Here is a 21,271-nt window from a genome sequence, read left to right on the forward strand (position 1 = left end):
AGGATGCCGGACCAGCCGACGAATACGAAGCGATCGCGCTTTAACCAGTCGTCGAGGACGTCAAACCATCCTCTTTGTGCTGAGGCGCGTCCGACTGCAACAGTCATGACGTGGATCTCCGAATAGATATGAGTACGGGTAGGCGGTTCGATCGTTGCCTAACTGCTAAGCAGTTATGACTACGCACAAAACCTGTTAAAACGTAATTCAAGTTTACGTTTCTTTACCATGTCTCTCATTATAAGTGTAAGTTTTCTAATTTTTCACCCCCTTGACTGATTTCGTTGCCGAATTTTGCTCACAAAGGTTTGCTGCTGGGATGAGTCAACTTTGCAATACTAGAAAATAGTCGTGAAATTAACCAAAACCCTTTAAACCCTCATGTTCACTATCGACCTGACTCTCAAGAACACTCCTTTCCCGCTTTCGGTGCAGCGAAAGTCAGAGGACGAGGCTCAGCAACTCTACAATCGAGTTCTGGACGCAATGCGTTCCGGCAGCTCTCAAATTCTGGAGCTTACCTGCGACAAACAGCCAGAAAAAAAGATCGCTGTCCTGAGTACGGAAATCACAGCAGTACAAATATCTCAAAAGTCCGGTGCCGCCGCTGCTGGCAGACCCCCTGGCTTTTTCGCGATGAGTGAAGGATGAACGCCCGCAACGGTGATGACATGGCAGAATCGGCCATCATAGTCCAAGATGTCTGTTTTGGCTGGGCTGGCGGCGAAACGGTTTTAAAGTCCTGCTCTCTGACTGTTCCTAAAGGCGAATTCTGGATGCTTTTGGGTACTAATGGCAGCGGCAAATCAACTTTGCTGAGATTGCTGGCTGGGCTTTTGCGTCCCCAGTCTGGTGAAATTAAGATTGCACAGCCAGCAGGATTCGTCTTCCAAAATCCCGACCATCAATTGGTGATGCCTACAGTTGGAGCTGATGTTGCCTTTGGACTGGTGGAAGAAAACCTTCCCTTGCTCCAAGTTCGCCAGCGGGTGGAAGAAGCGCTCGCAGCTGTGAACTTATGGGCGTTGCAGCGACGCCCAATTTATGCTTTGAGTGGAGGCCAGAAGCAGCGGGTCGCGATCGCCGGTGCGATCGCTCGTCGTTGCGAAGTTTTGCTGCTGGATGAACCCACCGCCCTTCTCGACCCAGACAGTCAGTTAGACTTGGTAGCTCAAGTGCGGCGCTTAGTCAATAGTCAGGGCATAACTGCTTTGTGGGTAACGCACCGCTTAGATGAGTTAGATTACTGCGATGGCGCATTCCTGTTGGAACGGGGTTTTGTTGTAGACCGAGGCGATCCCAAACGCTTAAAACAACGCTTGATGCAAGTTCAGGAAATTATCTGAGGAAGTCAAAAGTCAAAAGTCAAAATTAAGAATCTCTTCCCGGTATTTCGTTCTCCCACTCCCCCGCTCCCCCACTCTCCTCCAGCCCCGACGCCTTAACGTGGTGGACACTATGCACATAATGTGTAAAATGTCCACCGTTTTAACACTTTGATTACTATTAAGAGATGAATTACCATCTTAATTGTTAAGTTTAGAAAAATTTGGCAGTTGAAAAATGACACCCTCCTCGCCGTCAGCTATTTTGCTCGTGGACGGCTACAACATAATTGGCGCTTGGCCGACGCTGCTACACGAGCGCGATCGCAATGGATTAGAGGCAGCCCGCTGGCAACTGATTGAATCTCTAATCGGCTACACCGCTTTTCAAGGTTTCGGTACTCAGATAGTTTTCGACGCCCAGTATCGAGACACTCCCAGTACTAGCGAAGTCATAACGGAGAATTTATCGATTTCCTTCACCGACTTTGGCCAAACAGCAGATACTTTTATCGAGAAAATCTGTGCTGACTTGCACCACGAGCTGCGGCAATTTCAGCGGCGGCTGATTGTAGCGACATCAGACAGAGCCCAACAACTGACGATCGTAGGTTACGGTGCTGAATGGATGTCAGCACAGCGGCTAGCCCACGAAGTAGAGTTAACCGCTCAGCGCATCCGGCGCAAACACAAACCGCGCAGTCAATCATCAAGTCGTTTCTTAGCCAACTCTCTCGATCCTAAATCCAGACAGCGCTTGGCTGAACTGCGAAATGGATTTAGGTGAGCGCAAAGATTTAAAACTGGCGAAAGTCAGACAGGGTGCAAATTACGGCGATTTTAGAGTCCAAATAAAAAAAATTTGCCAAAGGGCTTGCCAAATCTCTGGAATTACCGTTAATATAGATAAGCGTTGCACAAGCAAAGCACACATTCCTCGGTAGCTCAGTGGTAGAGCGGTCGGCTGTAAGGGACAGAAACAAGTAAATCTTTAAGATTGCTTGCATTACCTAGCAGCGCTACTCGGAAACGAGTAGTGGAAAATCGGGTGAATTCAAGGAAACCGCAGCACTTCGGGTGGCGGCAACCCTGAACCAAGTCTGGCAAAAGGCAGCGGCGATCCGCAGGTAGCCAGAAAGGAGCAGAGACTAAGGATGAGGAGCCTAACCAATAAATCCTACAGCGCCCGACATCCCATGTGGATGATGAGATAGTCCACCCCCTTCGGAAACGTTGGGATAAGTGTAACCGATTGGTCGTAGGTTCGAATCCTACCCGGGGAGTTTTAAAAGAGAGAAACATGAAGGATGAAGGATGAAAAAAACAAACTTCAAACCTACACCTTCAGAGTTTGAAAAGTTCTGGATGCTTGATGCGGACATCACATTTCTCAATCACGGCTCGTTTGGTGCCTGTCCGCTGCCTGTGTTGGAGGCGCAACAGCGCCTGCGACAGCAGATGGAAAGAGAGCCGCTGCGCTTTTTCGTGCGGGAATATGAAGCACTGCTGGATGCGGCAAGAAGCGAGTTAGCTGAGTTTATCGGTGCAGACGCTTCGGAATTGGTATTTGTCCCCAATGCTACAACTGGGGTGAATGCGGTGCTGCGATCGCTCAAATTCAGCAAGGATGACGAGTTGCTGACTACAGATCAAGAATACAACGCTTGTCGCAATGTGCTTGATTTTGTCGCTGCCGAGACGGGTGCGCGGGTGGTGGTGGCAAAAGTGCCTTTCCCGATCGAATCGCCCGATCGAATAATAGAAGCAGTCATGGAAAAGGTGCGATCGCAAACGCGGTTGGTATTATTAGACCACATCACCAGTCAGACAGGCTTGATTTTTCCCATCCAGTCAATAGTACAAAAACTCACCGAACTTGGAATAGATACTCTTATAGATGGTGCCCACGCGCCGGGGATGTTGGCCTTGAACTTGCACCAAATAGGCGCAACCTATTATACAGGCAACTGTCACAAGTGGTTGTGTGCGCCAAAAGGAGCAGCATTTTTGTATGTCCGCCGCGATCGGCAATCCCAGATTCGTCCGATGACCATCAGTCACGGCGCAAATTCTCCACGCACAGACAGATCCCTTTTCCAGCTAGAGTTTGACTGGATGGGAACGGACGATCCCACTGCTTACCTCTGCGTACCGGCAGCAATTAAATTTATGGGATCGCTGCTTGAGGGTGGATGGCCAGAGTTAATGGCACGAAATCGAGCATTAGCACTAGCAGCTAGGCAGACTCTTTGCAAAGCGCTTGGTGTTTCGCCGCCTTGTCCGGATGAGACGATCGCCGCAATGGCAGTTGTACCTTTGCCGGATGCAGTGCCTCATACAGGAAAAGCACCGTTAATCCCCCTGTTGCAAGATGCCCTGTTTAAAAAATTTGGTATTGAAGTACCGGTAGTTCCCTGGCCTACCGCACCAAAGCAGCTGCTTCGCATTTCGGCTCAAATTTATAATACACCAGCACAGTACGAGTATTTGGCTTTGGCGATCGGACAATTAATTGAAGGGTAATTAAGTTAAATCAAATTTGTTTTTCGGTATGTTAGCTATAAATGTAACTAACGATACTTTATTGCATCTATCTCAATAATTATTTAATTAGTTAAATTTTCGGAAACTTTGCGGAGAGTCAGAACTTATTGAAAATAGTTTACTGCAAACTTTTTTCTTCCCCAGTTTTTCACCTTTACGCTTTAAATTGATAATTGTTATACTTCATATAATCGAAGAAGGCGAAAACTAATTATGCTCATAGTTCAACCTGGTTTCTTTCCTTACACTCTGTCGGAAATTTTTGCACGCGCCAGTCGTTCTGGGAGAATTAGTCGCGCCGAATACAATAGATTGACGCTTGCAATGATGCAAAACAGCCTCAGTGAGGAGGAACAAAGTTGCATTAGGCGAATTCAGTATGCGGTGCGTAGAAATCGCATCAAGGTTGTGGCAAGCTCACATTTCTTAGCATCAGTTGCCGATATTGCTTCCTAGCTTACGGATCGGTATAACAGGAGCTAAGCCAGTGGGTGTAATGAAAGTTAAAAATTTTTTATGCAGCTTAATCCATAACTGTTGATTGTTTACAATCGACAGTTTTAAGATTAATTAAGTATATATAAAATAATTATTTATACAGAGGATATTTAACGTTTTAGTTTCAGCGCCAGAGTATCTGGCGCTTGCTATTGAAATGTAAAAAAAACACTGATAGCTGCACTTTAAAATTATGTACATCTTTCAAAAAAATAAAACAAAATGTATCAATTTGTTGAAAATCAGATATAAATCCTCATAAACCTGCTTGATTACAGCTGCTCGCGTCAACTTGTTGTAGAACTGTTGTATGACCAACAGCTCGCTGCCTTCCTGTCCCTTTATTCCTGGGCCCATGATTACCGACCCCCAGTTTTTTGTGGGCCGTAAAACAGAATTAGAGGCCATTACCTCCCGGATGACAGGCGCTCAACCAATCAGCATCAATATTGTGGGCAAAAGGAGTATCGGCAAATCTTCCCTGCTGTATCACTTTTTCCAGACTTACGAACAGCGAGTGCAGAATCCCAATCGTTATGTTGGGATTTACCTCGACCTTCAAAACTCACAGTGTCACGATGAGATAGATTTCTATCATGCCGTAGCCAGACAATTGTTCAATCAGCCCAAGGTGCGATCGCAACGAAGCTTAACCAGACCTTTTCAAGTTACATCCTTCGATCGTCAGGCATTTTCTGCTGTACTGGGAGAGTGGAAACGGCAGGGAGTTTTACCAGTACTTTGCTTAGATGAGTTTGAAGCTTTATTCCACCATCCCAAACAATTTGATGCCGGATTTTTCGATAATCTCCGCTTTTTAATTAATGGTAACAGTTTGATGCTAGTGGTAGCTTCGCACAGAAAACTCGATTTTTATGGCAAACGATATAATTTAACTTCTTCTTTCTTTAATTTAGCTTACGTACTGACTCTAGGGGAACTTACGGAAGAGGAAGCAAGAGAACTGGTAAGTTTACCTGCCAAAACAGGTGCCCCTGCTGCTTTGAGAAACGATGAGCAACGCCTCGCCAGACAGTGGGGTGGATGTCATCCTTATTTATTGCAATTAGCAGGTAGTTTGTTGTGGGAAGCGCGTCAGCAAAAGCAAAAAGTTGGTTGGGCAAAAGCTAAATTTGAACAACAAGCGCGTCGCATCCCTAAAGGTTTTTGGAACATTACTTCATCAGCAAAGTATTTTGGCAAAACTGTTAGCGGTATAGCACTCCTCATTTTGGTGGTTGCGGTTGTTGTAAGTTTGGTGAAACAGACGCAGGTTTTGGAGGCACTTCAAAAAGTCCTGGGCAAGTGGTGAGCGAACTAAAAATAGCAACAGTTTTGGTAGCAGGAAAGTCAACGGTTGTAAGATTCTGCCAAAAAGCCCTCATCGTTAAGTTTTAGTTTCTTTCTGTAGTACTGCCTGCAATATTTGCTTGCGAGCCAAAAGTTCCGTTGCAGTTTCCTTATCTACAGGCATAGAGATAAAGTACCCTTGCCCGAAATCGCATCCTAATTCTTGCAACTTCTGTAGCTGGAAAAGCGTTTCTATCCCTTCTGCTACTATATCCATACCTCGGCTGCGGGCAAGCGTAACAATGGTTTGCACAATTTGAGTATCATCTTTATCCGAAGCAATGCGACTCACAAAAGAGCGATCGATTTTTAAAGTATCAATGGGAAACTCGTGCAAGCGGCTTAAAGAAGAGTAGCCTGTACCAAAATCATCAATACATAAATTAATACCTAAAGCTTTTAGTTGCTTTAAAGTTTTTTCTTCCCAGTCTAAAGTTTCTAAAATACAACTTTCGGTAATTTCTAGTTTTAAAGATGTTATTGGTATCGCAGATTCGCGTAAAATTTCTTCTATTCGATGCAGCAGATCCACTTGTTTAATTTGCACGGCAGAAAAATTTACGTTAATTGCTAGGGGAGGTTTTTGGGGAAACTGTTGTTGCCAAATCTTTAGTTGGCGACACGCTTCCTGCAAAACCCACCACCCTAAATCGTCGATCAATCTAGTTTCTTCAGCAATAGGAATGAACCGATCGGGCGATATTAATCCTAAAGATGGATGATCCCAGCGCAGCAATGCTTCAAAACCACTTAGCTTACCTGTAGAGAGGCATACAATTGGCTGATAGTAAAGGCAAAATTCCTGTCTGGCGCTGGCGGTGCTTGAGCAAGGTAGCAAGTCGATCGCCCGTCTTAAGTCATTTTCCAGCTGCAACCGTGCCATCGCAAGTGTTTGCATTGTGGGATCGAAGACTTCGTAACGCCCTTTCCCTTTAGCTTTAGCGCGATACATTGCCGCATCTGCATCCCTGAGCGCGTCTTCTGGGCGATCGTATCCCGTGGTGCTGAGGATAATGCCAATACTTACTTCGGTGAACACTTTATAATCGTTTAATTGAAACGGCTGTTTTAATTCTTTTTGGATGCGATCGGCAACTTTAGTCGCTTCGCTTATATCTTTAATATCTGACAATAAAATAACAAACTCATCTCCCCCAAAACGCGCAACAGTATCTGTGTGACGCAAACAAGCTTGCAGTTTGCGGCTAACACTTTTCAGTAATTCATCGCCTAACAAATGTCCCAGGCTATCGTTTACTACTTTGAAGCGATCTAGATCGATGAATAGCACCGCATATAAATAATCTTGACGTTCGCGAGCAGCCTGGATCGCCTGTGCTAGCCTATTCATAAACCAAGCTCGGTTAGGCAGATCCGTCAGCGAATCTTGAAAGGCAAAACGCCCCAATTTTTCTTCCCTCTGCAATAGTTGAATTTGCGTTTTTTGAAGATCTTGCATAGCGTCTGTAAGTTCCGATGTTCGCTCAGCCACTCGTTGCTCTAACTCTTGTGTCAGCTTCTGCAATTCTGTTTCTGCTGAGATCCGCGCCGCAATTTCCTGTTTGAGAAGCTGATTTTGAGCTTCGAGCGTCTTCGTCAAAGAACGCAGTTTTAAATGCAGTTTTACTCTAGCCAAAACTTCTTCTTGCTGAAAAGGTTTGGTAATATAATCGACCGCCCCTATCGATAGACCTTTTATTTTGTTTATATTGTCGGTTAGCGCCGTCATAAAAATTACGGGAATATCTTTTGTTGCCACTGATGCTTTCAAACGACGACAGGTTTCAAAACCATCTATTCCTGGCATCATTATGTCTAACAGAATTAGGTTCGGCGATACCTCATTTAGCTTTTCTATCGCGCTTTCTCCATTTTCTGCCACTAACACTTTGAAGCCAGATGATTTCAAAAAACTAAACAGCAATTTGAGGTTAGCAGGATGGTCGTCAACAACTAGGATTAACTCTTGTTTTGGATTTTCCATTTTTATTTACTCGCTGATTATTAACAAATTATGTCAATAGGCTGTTTTAAATAGTTTTGTACCGCGTCTATTACGGGGATCGCACTCTGGCTAAGTTTATTTTCCTGACTTGCATCCCCATTCTTATCTATGCTAATTATCGTATCGGTAGATTTATCAGTAATTTCAATAACAGGCGTGCCATAATTGGGGTTATAACCAGCACCAGCATATTCTTTTTTTTACTCCAAAACTAATATAATTCACACTTGAAAAGTGCTGGAGTTGCCAAAAAAAGTAACTTGTTTTCCTCCTCATACCGTCTGGATTCCACAGATGGAAACGACGAATGGGTTCGATGCCGATCGCATTGACCGAGTGCGGCGTTTCCAAGTAAGTTTCTAAGTGCCGATCGACACTGGCGGTAACTTCGCGCCGCCATCGCGTGCTGACTTCCTTAACTGCTTTCTGGCCGTTGCGTAGCGAAAGCCACCCTGTCAAGCCTACAGCGCCAAAGATTTGCAGGGCAAATGGCATCACTAAAACAAGGCGTAGCGCCACTTTTCGTGGAATTTTTGCAATTTGATGCTCGCTTGTTAGAAGTGTCATGGGAGAGTTGTTTGTTTGGATGGTTTTGCTAGAAACAGTCGCTCGCCCTTGGCTATATAAAGCAAAAGCTAAAAAAATATTTTACTCTCTTAGCTTGACTCTTGGTGGGGGAAATTCATAATTTTTCAACTAAACTTAATATAAACATATAGGATTGAGTAATAAAATATATGATTGTCTTTTGTGAAAGCAATCTCTTTGAGACTGCTTCTCAATAGATATGATAAAATAAATAATTCTGCAAATTAATTTTATATCTTATTAAGAATCCTATCCTAAAAGCAATAATCATGTTTGATTAATAAATTATTTCGTTTAATTAAAAAATTTTTATCGCTCAGGGGCTGTGTACTAACTCAAGTTGCTACTTAGTATACGTATGTTGTTGCGATCGAGCGCTTCAGCGCAACAACATACGTATTTGCAGGTAAATGGCAATTTGAGTTACTTCTATAAATTAGACTTACACACAATTCAAATCAACTGAATTTATGCGTAAGCCTCTACCCTTGTAGCAGCGACTGCGCCCCATCAATCCAAATTTCTGTGCCGCTAATATGGCTGGAAGCGTCCGAAGCCAAAAATAGTACCAACTGTGCGACCTGTTCTGAAGTTCCCGGGTCTCCGTCAGTTAACGGTATTTCCCCTTCCGGAAACTCAACGGGTTCTTTAACTTTATCCAGGTTGCGTCGTTGCGTGTTTTCGTCTATATTCGTTTCGATCGCACCCGGACAGATGACATTCACGCGGACACCATGTTCCGCCAGTTCCAACGCCACCATTTTCGTAAATGCAACCTGTGCAGCTTTAGAACATGAATAGGCAGTGGCACCGGTATTGCTAAACATTCTAGTACCGTTAACCGACGAGGTAATAATAACCGAGCCGCCCTGCTTTTTAAGATAAGGTACGGCATATTTAACAGTTAAAAATGTTCCTTTGAGATTGACATTGATGGTTTTATCCCATTCTTCCGGCGTCAACTCTTCTAGCGGTGCCCAGACTCCATTGATACCTGCATTTGCAAAAACAATATCTAGCCGTCCCCATTTATCTACAATTTGCTGGATTGCTTTTTGCATCTCATCTGGCTGGGAAATATCCGCCAATAATGGGATCGCCTCGCCACCATTCCCCTCAATTTGAGCGACAATTTTACCAACTTCATCTCCTGTACGTCCCAGTGCGCCAATCTTTGCACCCTCTTTTGCCAGCAACGCAGCTGCTGCTTTACCAATTCCCGAACCGGCTCCCGTAATAAGTGCTACTCTTCCTGCTAGCTGCATATTTATCCTGCTTTGGTTAATGTTTTAAAACTATAGGAGCAGCTATATAGCTGCGTTTCAATATCATGTCCTCGCTATCGGTATTGCAATTCTTCCCAAGAGGGATAACTTTAAAGACAAAAGCCAAATTTTTCACCTTCGGTTTGGCCATTTCCTTACACTGCAACAACCACAAGCTAGGACTTTATCTAACAACAATCGGTTCTCATTTTAAGCAAAGCATAAGACTAAAGTTTTTTCGATCGGTCTGAAGGTAGAATTTGGCAAGCTTATCGAAAAAATCTCACTAATTTTCCAAATTTGACAAATTTTAGCTCATCCGATAGATGCGCTCTTATACCTGAAGGCAGTAAACCAGAAAATAAGTCGGAAACATTCAATTAAGAGCGAGAAGATGCGCCAACGTACCTCTACACAGAATAACCTTTCCCGGAAAAGAGCGGTGCCCATGAATTTAAAGACGATTTGGGGATTGCTGAAAGAAACTTTTGATGAATGGAATGAAGATAAAGCGTCGCGCTTGGCAGCAGCGTTAGCTTACTATACGGTGTTCTCGATCGCACCTCTGTTGATTATCGTCATTGCGATCGCAGGCTCTGTATTTGGTGAAGAAGCCGCCAGGGGTCAAATCGTTACCGAAATTCAAGGTTTGGTAGGCAGAAGCGGGGCGGAAGTGATCGAGACGGCAATTGAAAACGCTAACAAACCAGCGACTGGGACTATTGCTTCCATTATCAGCATCATCGCCCTACTCTTCGGCGCATCTGGCGTGTTTGGGGAACTGCAAGATGCCCTCAATACTATTTGGGAAGTGGCACCAAAACCAGATCTGGGCGTGAAAGGCTTCATTCGCAAACGCTTTTTGTCCTTCGCAATGGTGTTGGTAATTGGCTTTTTACTACTGGTATCGCTGATTATTAGCGCCGTATTAGCAGGACTTAACTCTTATTTAAGCAACTTGCTACCCGGTATTGACTTTGTGTGGCTGCTGGCCAACTTTGTCATCTCCTTCGGTGTGACTACGCTGCTGTTCGCGATGATTTATCGATTCTTGCCAGATGTCAAAATTGCATGGAGTGATGTTTGGATTGGTGCTGCTATTACGTCCCTACTGTTCTCCATCGGTAGGTTTCTACTGGGGATGTATTTGGGGAACGGCAGTTTTGGTTCGACTTACGGCGCAGCAGGTTCGATCGTAGTTATCCTGGCTTGGGTTTACTATGCTGCCCAAATTCTCTTTTTCGGCGCAGAGTTCACTCAAGTTTACGCGAGAAAATATGGCTCTCAAATTGTCCCCGATAAAAATGCGATACCTCTCACTGATGAAGCTCGCAGACAACAAGGAATTCCTCGCACAAACGACCTTGAAGCGGCATCAGAATCAGAACAGACAAACCGCAGCAACAGAAGGATGTCCAAACGTTCTGGATGGTATGGTTTTCTGCAACGATTGGGCGGCAAAAGGAAGAATCGATATCGGTAAGAAGTGCTTTAACTCTTCTGCCATAAATGCTTTGCAGATTGAGCGAAAGCTTGTGCCGATCGACTTGGTAAAAACTTTTGTAAACCCTCTTGCATTATGCAAACAAACATCATAATATAGTAATTGTATTTGTCTAACCAAATGCTCTTCAAACAAGTTGGTTAGAGCGCAACGGACAATAGTCCGTTGCGCGGCTTCTAGAGAGTTTAGTTGGGCAATAGTAAGGCTAAACTTTCTACTCAGAAGAGCCACTATCTGGGTCGTCTCGCCTCACTTCTTCAACTTGGCTGACCTCAAATATGAGGGTAAACCGCTGTCTCATTTCCTTTTCTACAAACTTTTCTAAAAGTATTACTTGTTTTGGCGTTAAAGCTTCCTTGGTACGAACGGTTAAGCGCACTTCCGGCGGATTGGCTAGCCAGTTTGTATTCGTTTTAATTAGTTCAACGTTTTGAAAGGTAATCGTGCGATTGAGTAAGGCCCTTTTAAGGCTGGCTTCGAGTTGATTTTGCCTCAGCAATTCTACAAAACTTATACCTAAAGGAATGACAAGTATGACCGTAAAAACTAAAGCCCAACTAAGCGCTTTGTGGGCGCGATGCAGCGGCGTGTAGCCTGCCATTAAAAAAGTGAACATACACGAGATAGTAATGCCGAGTAAATTGGTAAGATAAAGCAGCGTTGCACCCAAACTGAGTGACCAATTTGCTTGAGCTAAACCCAATCCAACTACACAAATTGGCGGCATGAGAGCAACTGCGATCGCAGTTCCAGCTAAAGTCCCAGAAACTTTGGGCTGAACTTTAGCAAAACCGCTAATTCCTCCGGCTGCTACGGCAATTCCCAAATCTAGTAAATTCGGTTTGGAACGGGCGATCACTTCGCTGCCAAATTCGGGAAGTCTTACCAAAAAACCCAGCAACATAGCCAAAACAGTTGCAAGAAGTGTCCCAACTGCGATCGCCGTCAAACCTTTGCGAACTAAAACAACGTTTCCTTCTAATGCTCCAAAAGCTAATCCCCGGATAGGCATCATTAAAGGAGCTATAATCATTGCACCTATAATTACAGCGGCACTATTGGATAACAATCCCAAAGTTGCGATTACGCACGAGCCTAAAATCAAGACAAGATAATTAGTATCTAAACTTGATTCTTCTAACAGTTCTATTTGGATTTGCTCTACATTTTGAGGCTCGATTTCGCGCCTTTGCATTTTTTTCAACCTGAGTCGGATAGAGTTCAGCAACATAGGCTCCTTCTCGGCAAACAAGTATGAGCGAATATTTAACAACTAGACAACAAAGCAATCTGCTCAGTCTCAAACTTCCCATTATCGCATAGAAATTTAGTAATATTGCCCAGGTAAGCTAGGGACAAATTTTGCAGTCACATCAAGTTATATGGCGTCAGGCCAGGACATCTCCCAAAACTTCCTTCTTGGTATACATATCCCTCAACAAGCAGTATGAAACGCCTATTTACTTACCAGGGGTAGATTTTAATTATTTTATTTTTGATTAATATCAACAAAGTTTTATACAGCAGGGAGGTGTCATGAATCTCCAGGAATCAGCATTAACTGCATGGGCGAAGATTCAGGGGATGATAGATGGCCTAATCGTCATGTTGCCCAACATTGTGCTGGCGGCGATCGTCTTCGCGCTGTTTTTTTTCGCAGGCAGTAAAATTAAGTCGCTCGTCAAACGTCTGACCAGAAGGCATCGGCAAGCTAGGAACTTGGGACTGGTGCTGGGGCGTTTATCGCAGGGAATTGTGATTTTAGTCGGTTTATTTGTGGCTTTATCCATCATCATACCGACATTCCAGGCAGGAGATTTGATTCAACTGCTGGGTATTAGCGGTGTGGCGATCGGCTTTGCATTTCGCGATATTCTCCAGAACTTTTTGGCTGGTATCTTGATTCTTTTGACTGAACCTTTCCAAATTGATGACCAAATTGTTTTCAAAGGTTATGAGGGAACGGTAGAAAACATCCAGACACGCGCTACCACAATTAGGACTTACGATGGTCGTCGCATTGTCATTCCTAATTCTGAGCTTTTTACTAATTCGGTGATGGTGAACACTGCTTTTGAAAAACGCCGCTTAGAATACGATATCGGGATTGGCTACGGCGATGATATCGATCGCGCCAAACAACTCATTCTGGAAGCAATGCACAGTGTCGATGGAGTGTTGCGCGATCCGCCTCCCGACGCGCTGACAATGGAACTCGCTCCCAGTACTGTGAATATCCGCGCTCGCTGGTGGATTCAACCACCCCGACGCGCAGATGCTCTCGATATGCGCGATCGCGTTCTGACTGCAATTAAAAACAAGCTGACTGCCAACGGCATCGATCTGCCTTTCCCAACACAGCAAATTCTGTTTCACGACCAAACCGAAGAAACCGACGGCGATCGCTCCCGTCAGCGCGAAGGATGGCCCGCAGGCCAAGGTCAAGTCCCCAAACCCCTCAGTATTGGCGATTCTCTCCGAAAACTGGCAGAAATGCGCTCCCAAAGAGATGGTAACAGCGACAAATGAAAATCAAATTGCTCAAACTATGGGACTCTCTACACACCAGCTACTGGTTTGTGCCGACACTAATGGCTATTATCGCTACCGCACTGGCGATCGCAATGCTGACCCTGGATAGGGTAGACTTATCTGGGCCGATCGAACAGTTGGGCTGGGTGTACACAGGTGGCCCAGAAGGTGCTAGAACGGTGCTTTCATCGATCGCAGGTTCGATGATTACCGTTGCCGGTACCGTCTTTTCCATTACCCTGGTAGCGCTTCAGCTTGCTTCTTCGCAATTCGGCCCGCGCCTGCTTCGCAATTTTATGCAGGATACGGGCAATCAGGTGGTGCTGGGTACATTCATTGCCACATTTATTTACTGCTTGCTCGTACTGCGAACGATCCGTGGAGAGGACTACGATGTATTTGTGCCGCAAATTTCGGTTACAGTCGGCATAGTCTTGGCGATCGTCAGCATCGGCGTCCTGATTTATTTTATCCATCACGCATCCACATCAATTCAGGCATCCCACGTCATCTCGGAAGTTGGCAACGAATTGGATAAAGCAATTGAGCGGCTGTTTCCAGAAAAAATAGGGCAGGATACTAAGCATATTGGGCGGCAAATTGACGAGATTCCAACCAGTTTCGATCGAGAAGCTTGTGCGATCGTCGCTGTTTGTAGCGGTTATTTACAAGCAATTGATGACAACAAATTGATGGAAATCGCTCAACAAAAAGATCTTCTTTTGCGTCTTAACTATCGCCCCGGAAAATTTATCTTCCGGGGAACTAAACTGGTAATGGTTTGGCCTGGAAAATTAGTTAATGAAAAGCTCGCAAAGGAAATCAACAGCGCCTTCATTTTAGGCAGGCAACGCACGGAGCAACAAGATGTGGAGTTTTTGGTTAACCAGCTGGTGGAGATTGCGGTGCGTGCTATATCTCCAGGTGTCAACGATCCCTTTACTGCCATCCAGTGTATTGACCAGCTTAGTGCAGCTTTGTGCTGTTTGGCGGAAAGAGAGTTTCCATCCCCTTACCGCTACGATGATGACAACAAATTGCGCGTAATAGCTGACGCAACGACATTTGTACATTTAACCGATGCTGCCTTTAACCAAATTCGACAATACAGCAAGCCGGATGTAGCAGTAGTAATTCGTTTGCTCGAAGCGATCGCTATTATCGCTACTCATACCCAAAATAAAAATCATCGCGATGTTTTACTGCGTCATGCTGAAACGATAAAGCGCAGCAGCGATCGAGAAATATCGGAAGAGTACGATCGATTTTGTATTCAAGAACGATATTTAGCAGTAGTGAAAGCTTTAAATAATCCGTACTCGCTTACCTAACTAGAATCACTCCTAGCTATTGTTGCCAGCTTTGCGCGTCTTCCGAATTGTGCGGGTTGTTCGCTTATTAAGAGCTACTCGCGGAGTGCGACTGGTGCGCGTTATCACTTCTGTAAATCGCGGAATGCGTGCCCTCAGTTCTAGCATGAATCGTCGCGGTTTTGGCTACGTTGTCACCCTGACGTTGATAATAACGTTGGTAGGATCGGCAGGGATGTATGCGTTTGAAAAAGATAACTCTGATGGGGGTGGATTAAATAACTACGGTACGGCACTGTGGTGGACGGCAATGATTATAACAACAATGGGATCTGAATATTGGCCCCAAACTCCAGAGGGAAGAGTACTTTGCTTTCTGCTGTCGCTATATGCTTTTGCTGTATTTGGTTATGTAACAGCTGCGATCGCTACATTCTTTGTAGGGCGGGATGCAGAAAATGATGAGGCAGAGATAGCAGGTGCTAAATCTATTGCCGCATTACATGAAGAAATAGCAGCTTTGCGGGCTGATATTCAAGCACTTTCGCGTCAAAAGTAGGAAGGATAAAATTTAACAATTTAACAGAAATTGAGGAAAAAACTATGCTCAGCACCAACTGGCGAGGATATCGCAAAATAGCTTGGTTTGGACAATTTTTACTGGGGCTAGCGTTCGTATTTACTATGTTTCAAGCTAATTGGCTCGGTGCATTGACACTAGCTTTTTTCTTGCTAGCTTCGTTGGTTTTTATTTTAATGGACGAGCGCTTACCAACGCTATTCGATTTTCTGTTTGTGATAGCGGCGTTGCTTAATGCAGGTGGTTGGGTTTGGGGTTTATTTTACCAACCTGGGCCATACGACGAAATTACTCATGCCTTTACGACTTTTTCCATTACACTGGCTTTAAGTTTTCTCGTATATAGCTCGATGCTGACTGTTTTTCGCCAACACCGTTTACTTTATATTTTAACGATCGTTAGCTTTGGAATTTCGATCGGCGCTATTTGGGAAATATTTGAATGGCTGGTTCAAGTTATTAATGACCTTGATGATACAATCAGCGATTTAGTTATGGATAGCATTGGTGCTACAATGGCAGCGTTATTAAGTTTATGGGCATTGCAAGAACGAACCCGCCCAAAATCTAGGGATGTTGAGCCGCAAGAATCCCGTATTAATTGACCGTAATATTTCTCCTTTATTTGCTTAGCACTTTTCATTACTAATCGCGATGCAGCCAATTGTACAAACCAAGTGAAATTACAACACTCATAAAATGACCGGCAATACCGTTGATATTTGCTACCGCTACAAAAACATCAAGCGCACGAATAATTTTGTCGGGGTCGGTGATTGCTACGCCAGGAGGTTGAGATACAGCTTTTGCTACCATTACACCTACAGTCGCGCCAGCACCTAAAAGGCATAAAAATATGCCCACCAAACTAACGATCGCACCCAGTCGCAACATTTGCATTGTATCTGCTTTTTTTGGATGCACTGCTGAATTACGATTTGCCAAATGTTTGGCTATGCGCGTGTAACGGAAAGCTAAAAATATGCTGAACAACAGCGCGAAAAGTCCAGCGACAGCCCAAAATATCCCTACTCCCAGTCCGGCATTAGTTTCAGTGGCAAAGTTACGTCCAGAGATAGAAAATAACAAAGCTAAGCCAGAAGCAATAGCCAAGCCTAATTCTACCCAGAAACCAAGCCAGCCTAGTAGGCGAAATAGGGTAATAACTTTTTGTTTCGTTGGGGTAAGTAAGGATGTTTCTGACTGAGTTTGCATATCTGTCTCTGTGGAGAATTTCTAGAGTGGTTTGACCAGGCATAGGCCACGTCTCAACCGAAAGGCTATAGCCGCCTACCCTATACGAAAACTAAGCTACTCTGTTCTTGCAGAATACCTCTATATACTCGGTTATACCCCCGCCGAAAGAAAGAGCGATCGCAATTTTTTTCGTTTCCTCGATATTCCCACTAGCGGTCGATTTCTAATTGGCTATTTATTGGTAATTTCCTCAAAGGGGATGGTAGCTTGAATGATTTTAAATTCCTAAAATCGCAAAGTAAAATCACCCCAGTTTTCAGTCCCTAATCGCTTTTCCCTTGTCTCACTGCTGATGGTTTCTGCACAGACCAAATCGGAAGTTTGTTAACTTCTTCCAGCGTGATATCTACATAGGAAATATCTTTACCCTTGGCTAAATCTTGACCGAAGTATCCTTGAGAGCCATCATGGTTATGCGGCCCAGAGATTTTTGCTGTGTAACGACCGTCCCGAACTGCTTGATTAAAAGGAGAACCAACAGTCCAAGGCCAACGGGATGGAAACACGACGCGACCTATATCTTCAACCCAATCTCGACGACCTCGCAAGTGGTAAATATGCTGGGATACATTAAAACCTTTATCACCAGCAAATACACCACCCACAGAAACAACATTAATTTCTGCATTCAGCCACTGGTGAAGATAGGGAACGGCTCCCAGCGAGACTTGTGCGCCTCCGCTAGTGCCTATAAGTATAATTTTAAACGGTTGATTGCTAGACTGAGGAATCGGATGTGCCGCTTGCATTCGATCGATAATAGCTGTAGCGATTCCCTGATTGTAGATCGGCCCGTAGCGATCGTCTGCGGAAATCGCAAATCGCCACAAATTGCGAATTTTAATCAGCACGTCTGCCATATCCAGCCAGCCATCTGCCCGATTCGCAAATCGCCATAATGGAGCTAAGGGTCTTCTTCCTCCTAAACTTTCATTAGCTGCTGAATAGGGAAAAACATCGCTGACCGCTACGCAATTGGCATGGCTCTTAACCAAACGGTTTAGAAATTCTTCTTCTCCAGGAGTTAATTCATCCGCAGAAAAATCTCCTACTCCGGGTAGAAAAACTATATAACAATTTATATTGGAAGGTTTAGCAACGAAATTCGATTTTTTTCCGGCTGGCAAGTTTTTAGGCTCTTCAGGTTTAAAACCCAGATTTTCCGAGCCTTCCTTCACCCACCACACTAGAGTTCCTACGGGTGAGAATATCCCCCAAATTAAAAGTAATACTCCGGCTAAAATCAAGAGGTTTAATGTTCCGCCTCGCAGCCAAAGTAATATTCGCCAAATTAACTGAACCATTTTATCTCGTTTGGGCGCATCACCAAGTTTACAATCAGCAAATCAATCCAGACTTCGATCGAACTTTTTATTGTTTTTTGCCAAAGTAAACAGTATAATAACCAAATCAATGCGGTCATCTATCTAAGGTCTTAAAAATTAGCTGTGAACAGTCAGAAGTCAAAAGGAAGTTTAGCAAAGACTATCTGGAAAGCGTTAACTTTGAATGCCAATTTTTATGAGAATGCTCACAATACACCTAAAAGAGCCAGGAGAGCTTTAGCGATCGTCACTTTAGCAGCGGTGTCTCATGCCTTGGGCAGTGCCATAATTTTATTAATCAATAGGGCTACATTGCCGATCTTAATTCTGGCACTTGTAATCGATCAACTCAGCGTGGTTGCAGGCTACTATTTTTGGACTTTAACTATATCGAAAATAGGACAGTGGCTAAAACCAAATCACGTCACTTATAAAGATCTGCTCATTCCGATCGGCTATGCCTATTCTCCCCAAGTGCTGAATTTTTTAACGGTGATTCCTTTGTTAGGGCGACCGATCGAACTCGTTTTATCTGTCTGGAGTTTGCTCGCGGCAATCGTTGCAGTTCGTCAAGGTTTAGATATCAAGACTCGATCGGCAGCGATAATTTGTTTGGTAGGCTGGCCTTTAATTCAAGTCGCAATTGGTTTTGTACAAGTATTTGAACAGTACTTAGTCAATTTAGCGACTTAATATCCTGAAATCGATCGCACCACTCCAAAACTCGATTCCACGCCCACCAACGGTCTGGGTCTCCCGCTTGGCGCTGGCAAGCCATACTGCTGATGTAGCCAACATGACCGCCATACTGAGTTAATACCAAGTTAATATCGGGATTTTGAGCAGCAGCAGCTTGCAAGTCGGGTATTATCGTCGGATCGAACATCGGATCGTCTGCGGCGTATAAAATCAAAGTCGGTTTTTTTAAGTGTGGCAGTATGTGCAGGGCGCTGCTAGCCTCGTAGTACGCTTCTACAGATGGAAAGCCCAACCTCTCAATTACCAATTCGCGATCGAAACCCCAGATACTGTTAGCCCGTGCGATCGCATCCGGATCGATTGCGTCTGGGTGAGCTTCGTAAAGACGCCAAGCCAGTTTTTTCAGTTCCCGTGCGATCGCCTTTTCCAAGTACCTACCCCAAGGATGCTTCACTAAATAAGAAAGGGAACGATTTGAGTCTAAACTCGGACAAATAACCGCAGCTCCCCCAATATCCTCAAAATTGAATGCTGAGCCAAATTCTCCTCTTCCCTCCTCGCGGGACGGGCTGGAGTTACTCCCCCACTCGCCAGCTGCTTTAACTGCCCACAGCGCCAACTGCCCTCCCAGAGAATACCCTGCGAACCAAAACGGCGGCGGGCACCCCATTGTTTTAGCCTTAGCCGCAACGCGAACAAAATCTTCTCCCTCGTACAAGCCATCAGAAGTTAGCGTCGGAGATAACAAAGCTGTTTTACCGTGAGCTCGCCAGTCAAACAGAACTACTGCATAGCCCCTGGCGAAAGCTTTGCGTCCCAGCAGTCTGAGAAACCATTGATTATCTAAAGAGCCTGTAATGCCGTAAGTACCCACGATCGTACCGCGAGGGTTGTCGGGAATTGCTACAAGACCAAAAATCGGCACATCTTCAGCGCCTGCAAAGATTGTCTCTTGGTAAGGCGGCTCCGGATCGGTAATAGTGCTTTCCCACTTACGACTAGCCCACAGAGCAGTGTAGAGCGTCATGGCCAAACCGTTTCTAACTGACTTTGGCGGAATATAAGCAGGAATTGGCATATCGGAACAGATCTTGCAATCTCAAACTACTTCAAGATACCAGCAGAGTTGTCAAGCAGATCCAAATCCACCACCCTTTCACGCGATCGCAACCAGTCCCACCCATCCGTCCCCAGTAGCTTGATAACCCATAACGACGAAATGTCATCTGCTGGTAGCTGTAAAGCTTTAATAAAACTTGGCCTTCTTTAGAAAGAATTTAGAATCCTTGCTTATAATCTGTACAGGAATCTTTGGATGCCTTAACAGGTTCTTATAGAACCTTAAAAAAACACCTTAGTCAAAGCTATATAATGATGCCTCGGATACTCGTCATCGACGATGACCCCGCTATCTCAGAATTAGTCGCCGTCAATCTGGAAATGGCTGGATACGATGTCAGTCAAGCAGAAGATGGCATAAAAGGTCAGGCTTTGGCCTTGCAAATACAGCCAGACTTGATCATGCTAGACCTGATGCTACCCAAGGTTGATGGCTTCACCGTTTGCCAGCGCCTGCGTCGGGATGAGCGCACCGCCGATATCCCTGTGTTAATGTTGACGGCTTTGGGTCAAACCCAAGATAAGGTAGAAGGCTTAAATGCTGGTGCCGACGATTACATGACCAAGCCGTTTGAAATTGAGGAGATGTTGGCACGAGTGCGAGCTCTACTGCGACGTACCGATCGCATTCCCCAAGCTGCCAAACACGCCGAAATTCTTAACTACGGCCCTCTGACCCTCGTTCCGGAAAGGTTTGAATCGATTTGGTTCGGTCAGACGATCAAACTAACTCATTTAGAATTTGAGCTACTCCACTGCTTACTCCAACGTCACGGTCAAACTGTCTCTCCCAGCGAAATTCTCAAGGAAGTCTGGGGTTATGACCCAGATGATGATATTGAAACTATTCGGGTACATATCCGACACCTGAGAACTAAGATGGAACCAGACCCGCGCCACCCCCGTTACATCAAAACAGTATATGGTGCTGGCTACTGCTTGGAGTTACCCAGCCGCGAGCAAATGGGGTCGGATACGACTTCATTAAGTGTAGAAGGTGGAAAATCTTGACACTCCCACCGCCAAACCTAAACGGTTGTGGCGGGGGAATTCTTGCTTCAGCGAGCGCTCTTGTTTAAGCACTGTTCCAGGTTTAAGTAGAGGATCGTTTCTTTGCAAGCATTGATTTCGGTATGTCCTACCGTATTTTGATATATCGCTTTTTCAGACTTTTCAGGTATCTAGATCGACTTTTTCACCATTACTATCAGTGTAGAAATGATTTATCGAAAAACCGACATTAAATATAAATGAACAGGGATCTCACCTGAACCGTGCAGGAAGCCCCTGGCTTTAGACATGGGGATGAATGCACCTGGCGATTTTAATCGCCGTCAAGTACCGGGCTTCCACTTCTGATTTTCAATATA

The 21,271-nt window shown here is 44.7% G+C and carries 19 protein-coding genes and 2 pseudogenes; 13 read left to right on the plus strand and 8 right to left on the minus strand.

Translation table 11 applies throughout. The features are described from left to right. Positions 1 to 107: pseudogene (locus H6G03_RS32195) on the minus strand (photosystem II D2 protein (photosystem q(a) protein)); the annotation flags it as partial. 274 nt (positions 108 to 381) lie between these two features. Here H6G03_RS32195 and H6G03_RS32200 point away from each other — a divergent pair. The 6 genes from H6G03_RS32200 (at position 382) to H6G03_RS32225 (ending at position 5,679) form a co-directional block, all read left to right on the plus strand. Further along, complete coding sequence (locus H6G03_RS32200; protein WP_190474101.1) at positions 382 to 651, plus strand: hypothetical protein; 270 nt, start codon at positions 382 to 384, stop codon at positions 649 to 651. A 20-nt stretch (positions 652 to 671) separates the two neighbouring features. Continuing rightward, entirely contained in the window at positions 672 to 1,346 is a 675-nt protein-coding gene (locus H6G03_RS32205) for an ABC transporter ATP-binding protein (protein WP_190474128.1), read from the plus strand. Positions 1,347 to 1,563: 217 nt separating this feature from the next. Continuing rightward, the gene (locus H6G03_RS32210) at positions 1,564 to 2,112 is read left to right on the plus strand and encodes an NYN domain-containing protein (RefSeq protein WP_190474103.1); all 549 of its coding nucleotides are present in this window, start codon (positions 1,564 to 1,566) and stop codon (positions 2,110 to 2,112) included. Positions 2,113 to 2,639: 527 nt separating this feature from the next. Continuing rightward, a complete protein-coding gene (locus H6G03_RS32215; protein WP_190474104.1) occupies positions 2,640 to 3,848 on the plus strand; it encodes an aminotransferase class V-fold PLP-dependent enzyme in 1,209 nt (402 codons plus the stop codon). Between the two features lie 234 nt (positions 3,849 to 4,082). Beyond that, on the plus strand, positions 4,083 to 4,325 hold the full coding sequence (locus tag H6G03_RS32220) for a hypothetical protein (protein ID WP_190474107.1): 243 nt from the start codon (positions 4,083 to 4,085) through the stop codon (positions 4,323 to 4,325). 352 nt (positions 4,326 to 4,677) lie between these two features. Beyond that, the gene (locus H6G03_RS32225; protein WP_190474108.1) at positions 4,678 to 5,679 is read left to right on the plus strand and encodes an nSTAND1 domain-containing NTPase; all 1,002 of its coding nucleotides are present in this window, start codon (positions 4,678 to 4,680) and stop codon (positions 5,677 to 5,679) included. A gap of 75 nt (positions 5,680 to 5,754) precedes the next feature. Here the strand turns inward: H6G03_RS32225 and H6G03_RS32230 are convergent, their stop codons facing one another. The 3 genes from H6G03_RS32230 to H6G03_RS32240 form a co-directional block, all read right to left on the minus strand. Further along, positions 5,755 to 7,701 (minus strand): two-component system response regulator, encoded by a 1,947-nt coding sequence (locus H6G03_RS32230; RefSeq protein WP_190474110.1) that lies wholly within the window; start codon positions 7,699 to 7,701, stop codon positions 5,755 to 5,757. A gap of 192 nt (positions 7,702 to 7,893) precedes the next feature. Then, complete coding sequence (locus tag H6G03_RS32235) at positions 7,894 to 8,289, minus strand: hypothetical protein (protein WP_190474111.1); 396 nt, start codon at positions 8,287 to 8,289, stop codon at positions 7,894 to 7,896. A 503-nt stretch (positions 8,290 to 8,792) separates the two neighbouring features. Further along, positions 8,793 to 9,575, minus strand: a complete 783-nt coding sequence (locus H6G03_RS32240) for an SDR family oxidoreductase (protein WP_190474113.1) — start codon at positions 9,573 to 9,575, stop codon at positions 8,793 to 8,795. 448 nt (positions 9,576 to 10,023) lie between these two features. Here H6G03_RS32240 and H6G03_RS32245 point away from each other — a divergent pair, with 448 nt between their 5' ends. Next, positions 10,024 to 11,058 (plus strand): YihY/virulence factor BrkB family protein, encoded by a 1,035-nt coding sequence (locus H6G03_RS32245; protein WP_190474129.1) that lies wholly within the window; start codon positions 10,024 to 10,026, stop codon positions 11,056 to 11,058. A gap of 235 nt (positions 11,059 to 11,293) precedes the next feature. On the opposite strand, the gene H6G03_RS32250 is transcribed toward H6G03_RS32245, so the two are convergent. Further along, positions 11,294 to 12,274, minus strand: coding sequence for a DUF389 domain-containing protein (locus H6G03_RS32250; RefSeq protein WP_242057140.1), 981 nt, complete (start codon positions 12,272 to 12,274; stop codon positions 11,294 to 11,296). Between the two features lie 341 nt (positions 12,275 to 12,615). Between H6G03_RS32250 and H6G03_RS32255 the strand changes: the two genes are divergently transcribed. The 4 genes and pseudogenes from H6G03_RS32255 to H6G03_RS32270 all read left to right on the plus strand — a co-directional run bounded on the left by H6G03_RS32255 (position 12,616) and on the right by H6G03_RS32270 (position 16,106). After that, a complete protein-coding gene (locus H6G03_RS32255) occupies positions 12,616 to 13,608 on the plus strand; it encodes a mechanosensitive ion channel family protein (protein ID WP_190474116.1) in 993 nt (330 codons plus the stop codon). Then, positions 13,605 to 14,942, plus strand: a complete 1,338-nt coding sequence (locus H6G03_RS32260) for a DUF2254 domain-containing protein (RefSeq protein WP_190474119.1) — start codon at positions 13,605 to 13,607, stop codon at positions 14,940 to 14,942. The genes H6G03_RS32255 and H6G03_RS32260 overlap by 4 nt, the downstream gene beginning before the upstream one ends. Before the next feature lie 16 nt (positions 14,943 to 14,958). Next, positions 14,959 to 15,480: pseudogene (locus tag H6G03_RS32265) on the plus strand (potassium channel family protein); the annotation flags it as partial. 44 nt (positions 15,481 to 15,524) lie between these two features. After that, positions 15,525 to 16,106, plus strand: a complete 582-nt coding sequence (locus H6G03_RS32270) for a hypothetical protein (protein WP_190474122.1) — start codon at positions 15,525 to 15,527, stop codon at positions 16,104 to 16,106. Positions 16,107 to 16,146: 40 nt separating this feature from the next. Here the strand turns inward: H6G03_RS32270 and H6G03_RS32275 are convergent, their stop codons facing one another. Next, a complete protein-coding gene (locus H6G03_RS32275; protein WP_190474124.1) occupies positions 16,147 to 16,716 on the minus strand; it encodes a DUF3611 family protein in 570 nt (189 codons plus the stop codon). 305 nt (positions 16,717 to 17,021) lie between these two features. Then, positions 17,022 to 18,062: a hypothetical protein gene (locus H6G03_RS32280; RefSeq protein WP_190474125.1), complete on the minus strand. Its 1,041-nt coding sequence runs from the start codon at positions 18,060 to 18,062 to the stop codon at positions 17,022 to 17,024. Between the two features lie 144 nt (positions 18,063 to 18,206). Here H6G03_RS32280 and H6G03_RS32285 point away from each other — a divergent pair, with 144 nt between their 5' ends. Continuing rightward, positions 18,207 to 18,776 (plus strand): YIP1 family protein, encoded by a 570-nt coding sequence (locus H6G03_RS32285; RefSeq protein WP_190474126.1) that lies wholly within the window; start codon positions 18,207 to 18,209, stop codon positions 18,774 to 18,776. Here the strand turns inward: H6G03_RS32285 and H6G03_RS32290 are convergent. Next, positions 18,760 to 19,860, minus strand: coding sequence for a YheT family hydrolase (locus tag H6G03_RS32290; RefSeq protein ID WP_190474127.1), 1,101 nt, complete (start codon positions 19,858 to 19,860; stop codon positions 18,760 to 18,762). The two genes, H6G03_RS32285 and H6G03_RS32290, sit on opposite strands and share 17 nt — an antisense overlap. A gap of 296 nt (positions 19,861 to 20,156) precedes the next feature. Between H6G03_RS32290 and H6G03_RS32295 the strand changes: the two genes are divergently transcribed. Next, positions 20,157 to 20,912, plus strand: a complete 756-nt coding sequence (locus tag H6G03_RS32295) for a response regulator transcription factor (RefSeq protein WP_190474130.1) — start codon at positions 20,157 to 20,159, stop codon at positions 20,910 to 20,912. The last annotated feature ends 359 nt before the right edge of the window (positions 20,913 to 21,271 follow it).

Source organism: Aerosakkonema funiforme FACHB-1375 (assembly GCF_014696265.1).
GTDB classification, from domain to species: Bacteria; Cyanobacteriota; Cyanobacteriia; order Cyanobacteriales; family Aerosakkonemataceae; genus Aerosakkonema; species Aerosakkonema funiforme_A.

Bases quoted from the DNA above. Each gene is read 5' to 3' on its own strand.
- H6G03_RS32200 (WP_190474101.1), top strand. From the start codon at position 382: ATGTTCACTATCGACCTGACTCTCAAGAACACTCCTTTCCCGCTTTCG.
- H6G03_RS32205 (WP_190474128.1), top strand. From the start codon at position 672: ATGGCAGAATCGGCCATCATAGTCCAAGATGTCTGTTTTGGCTGGGCT.
- H6G03_RS32210 (WP_190474103.1), top strand. From the start codon at position 1,564: ATGACACCCTCCTCGCCGTCAGCTATTTTGCTCGTGGACGGCTACAAC.
- H6G03_RS32215 (WP_190474104.1), top strand. From the start codon at position 2,640: ATGAAAAAAACAAACTTCAAACCTACACCTTCAGAGTTTGAAAAGTTC.
- H6G03_RS32220 (WP_190474107.1), top strand. From the start codon at position 4,083: ATGCTCATAGTTCAACCTGGTTTCTTTCCTTACACTCTGTCGGAAATT.
- H6G03_RS32225 (WP_190474108.1), top strand. From the start codon at position 4,678: ATGACCAACAGCTCGCTGCCTTCCTGTCCCTTTATTCCTGGGCCCATG.
- H6G03_RS32230 (WP_190474110.1), bottom strand. From the start codon at position 7,701: ATGGAAAATCCAAAACAAGAGTTAATCCTAGTTGTTGACGACCATCCT.
- H6G03_RS32235 (WP_190474111.1), bottom strand. From the start codon at position 8,289: ATGACACTTCTAACAAGCGAGCATCAAATTGCAAAAATTCCACGAAAA.
- H6G03_RS32240 (WP_190474113.1), bottom strand. From the start codon at position 9,575: ATGCAGCTAGCAGGAAGAGTAGCACTTATTACGGGAGCCGGTTCGGGA.
- H6G03_RS32245 (WP_190474129.1), top strand. From the start codon at position 10,024: ATGAATTTAAAGACGATTTGGGGATTGCTGAAAGAAACTTTTGATGAA.
- H6G03_RS32250 (WP_242057140.1), bottom strand. From the start codon at position 12,274: ATGCAAAGGCGCGAAATCGAGCCTCAAAATGTAGAGCAAATCCAAATA.
- H6G03_RS32255 (WP_190474116.1), top strand. From the start codon at position 12,616: ATGAATCTCCAGGAATCAGCATTAACTGCATGGGCGAAGATTCAGGGG.
- H6G03_RS32260 (WP_190474119.1), top strand. From the start codon at position 13,605: ATGAAAATCAAATTGCTCAAACTATGGGACTCTCTACACACCAGCTAC.
- H6G03_RS32270 (WP_190474122.1), top strand. From the start codon at position 15,525: ATGCTCAGCACCAACTGGCGAGGATATCGCAAAATAGCTTGGTTTGGA.
- H6G03_RS32275 (WP_190474124.1), bottom strand. From the start codon at position 16,716: ATGCAAACTCAGTCAGAAACATCCTTACTTACCCCAACGAAACAAAAA.
- H6G03_RS32280 (WP_190474125.1), bottom strand. From the start codon at position 18,062: ATGGTTCAGTTAATTTGGCGAATATTACTTTGGCTGCGAGGCGGAACA.
- H6G03_RS32290 (WP_190474127.1), bottom strand. From the start codon at position 19,860: ATGCCAATTCCTGCTTATATTCCGCCAAAGTCAGTTAGAAACGGTTTG.
- H6G03_RS32295 (WP_190474130.1), top strand. From the start codon at position 20,157: ATGCCTCGGATACTCGTCATCGACGATGACCCCGCTATCTCAGAATTA.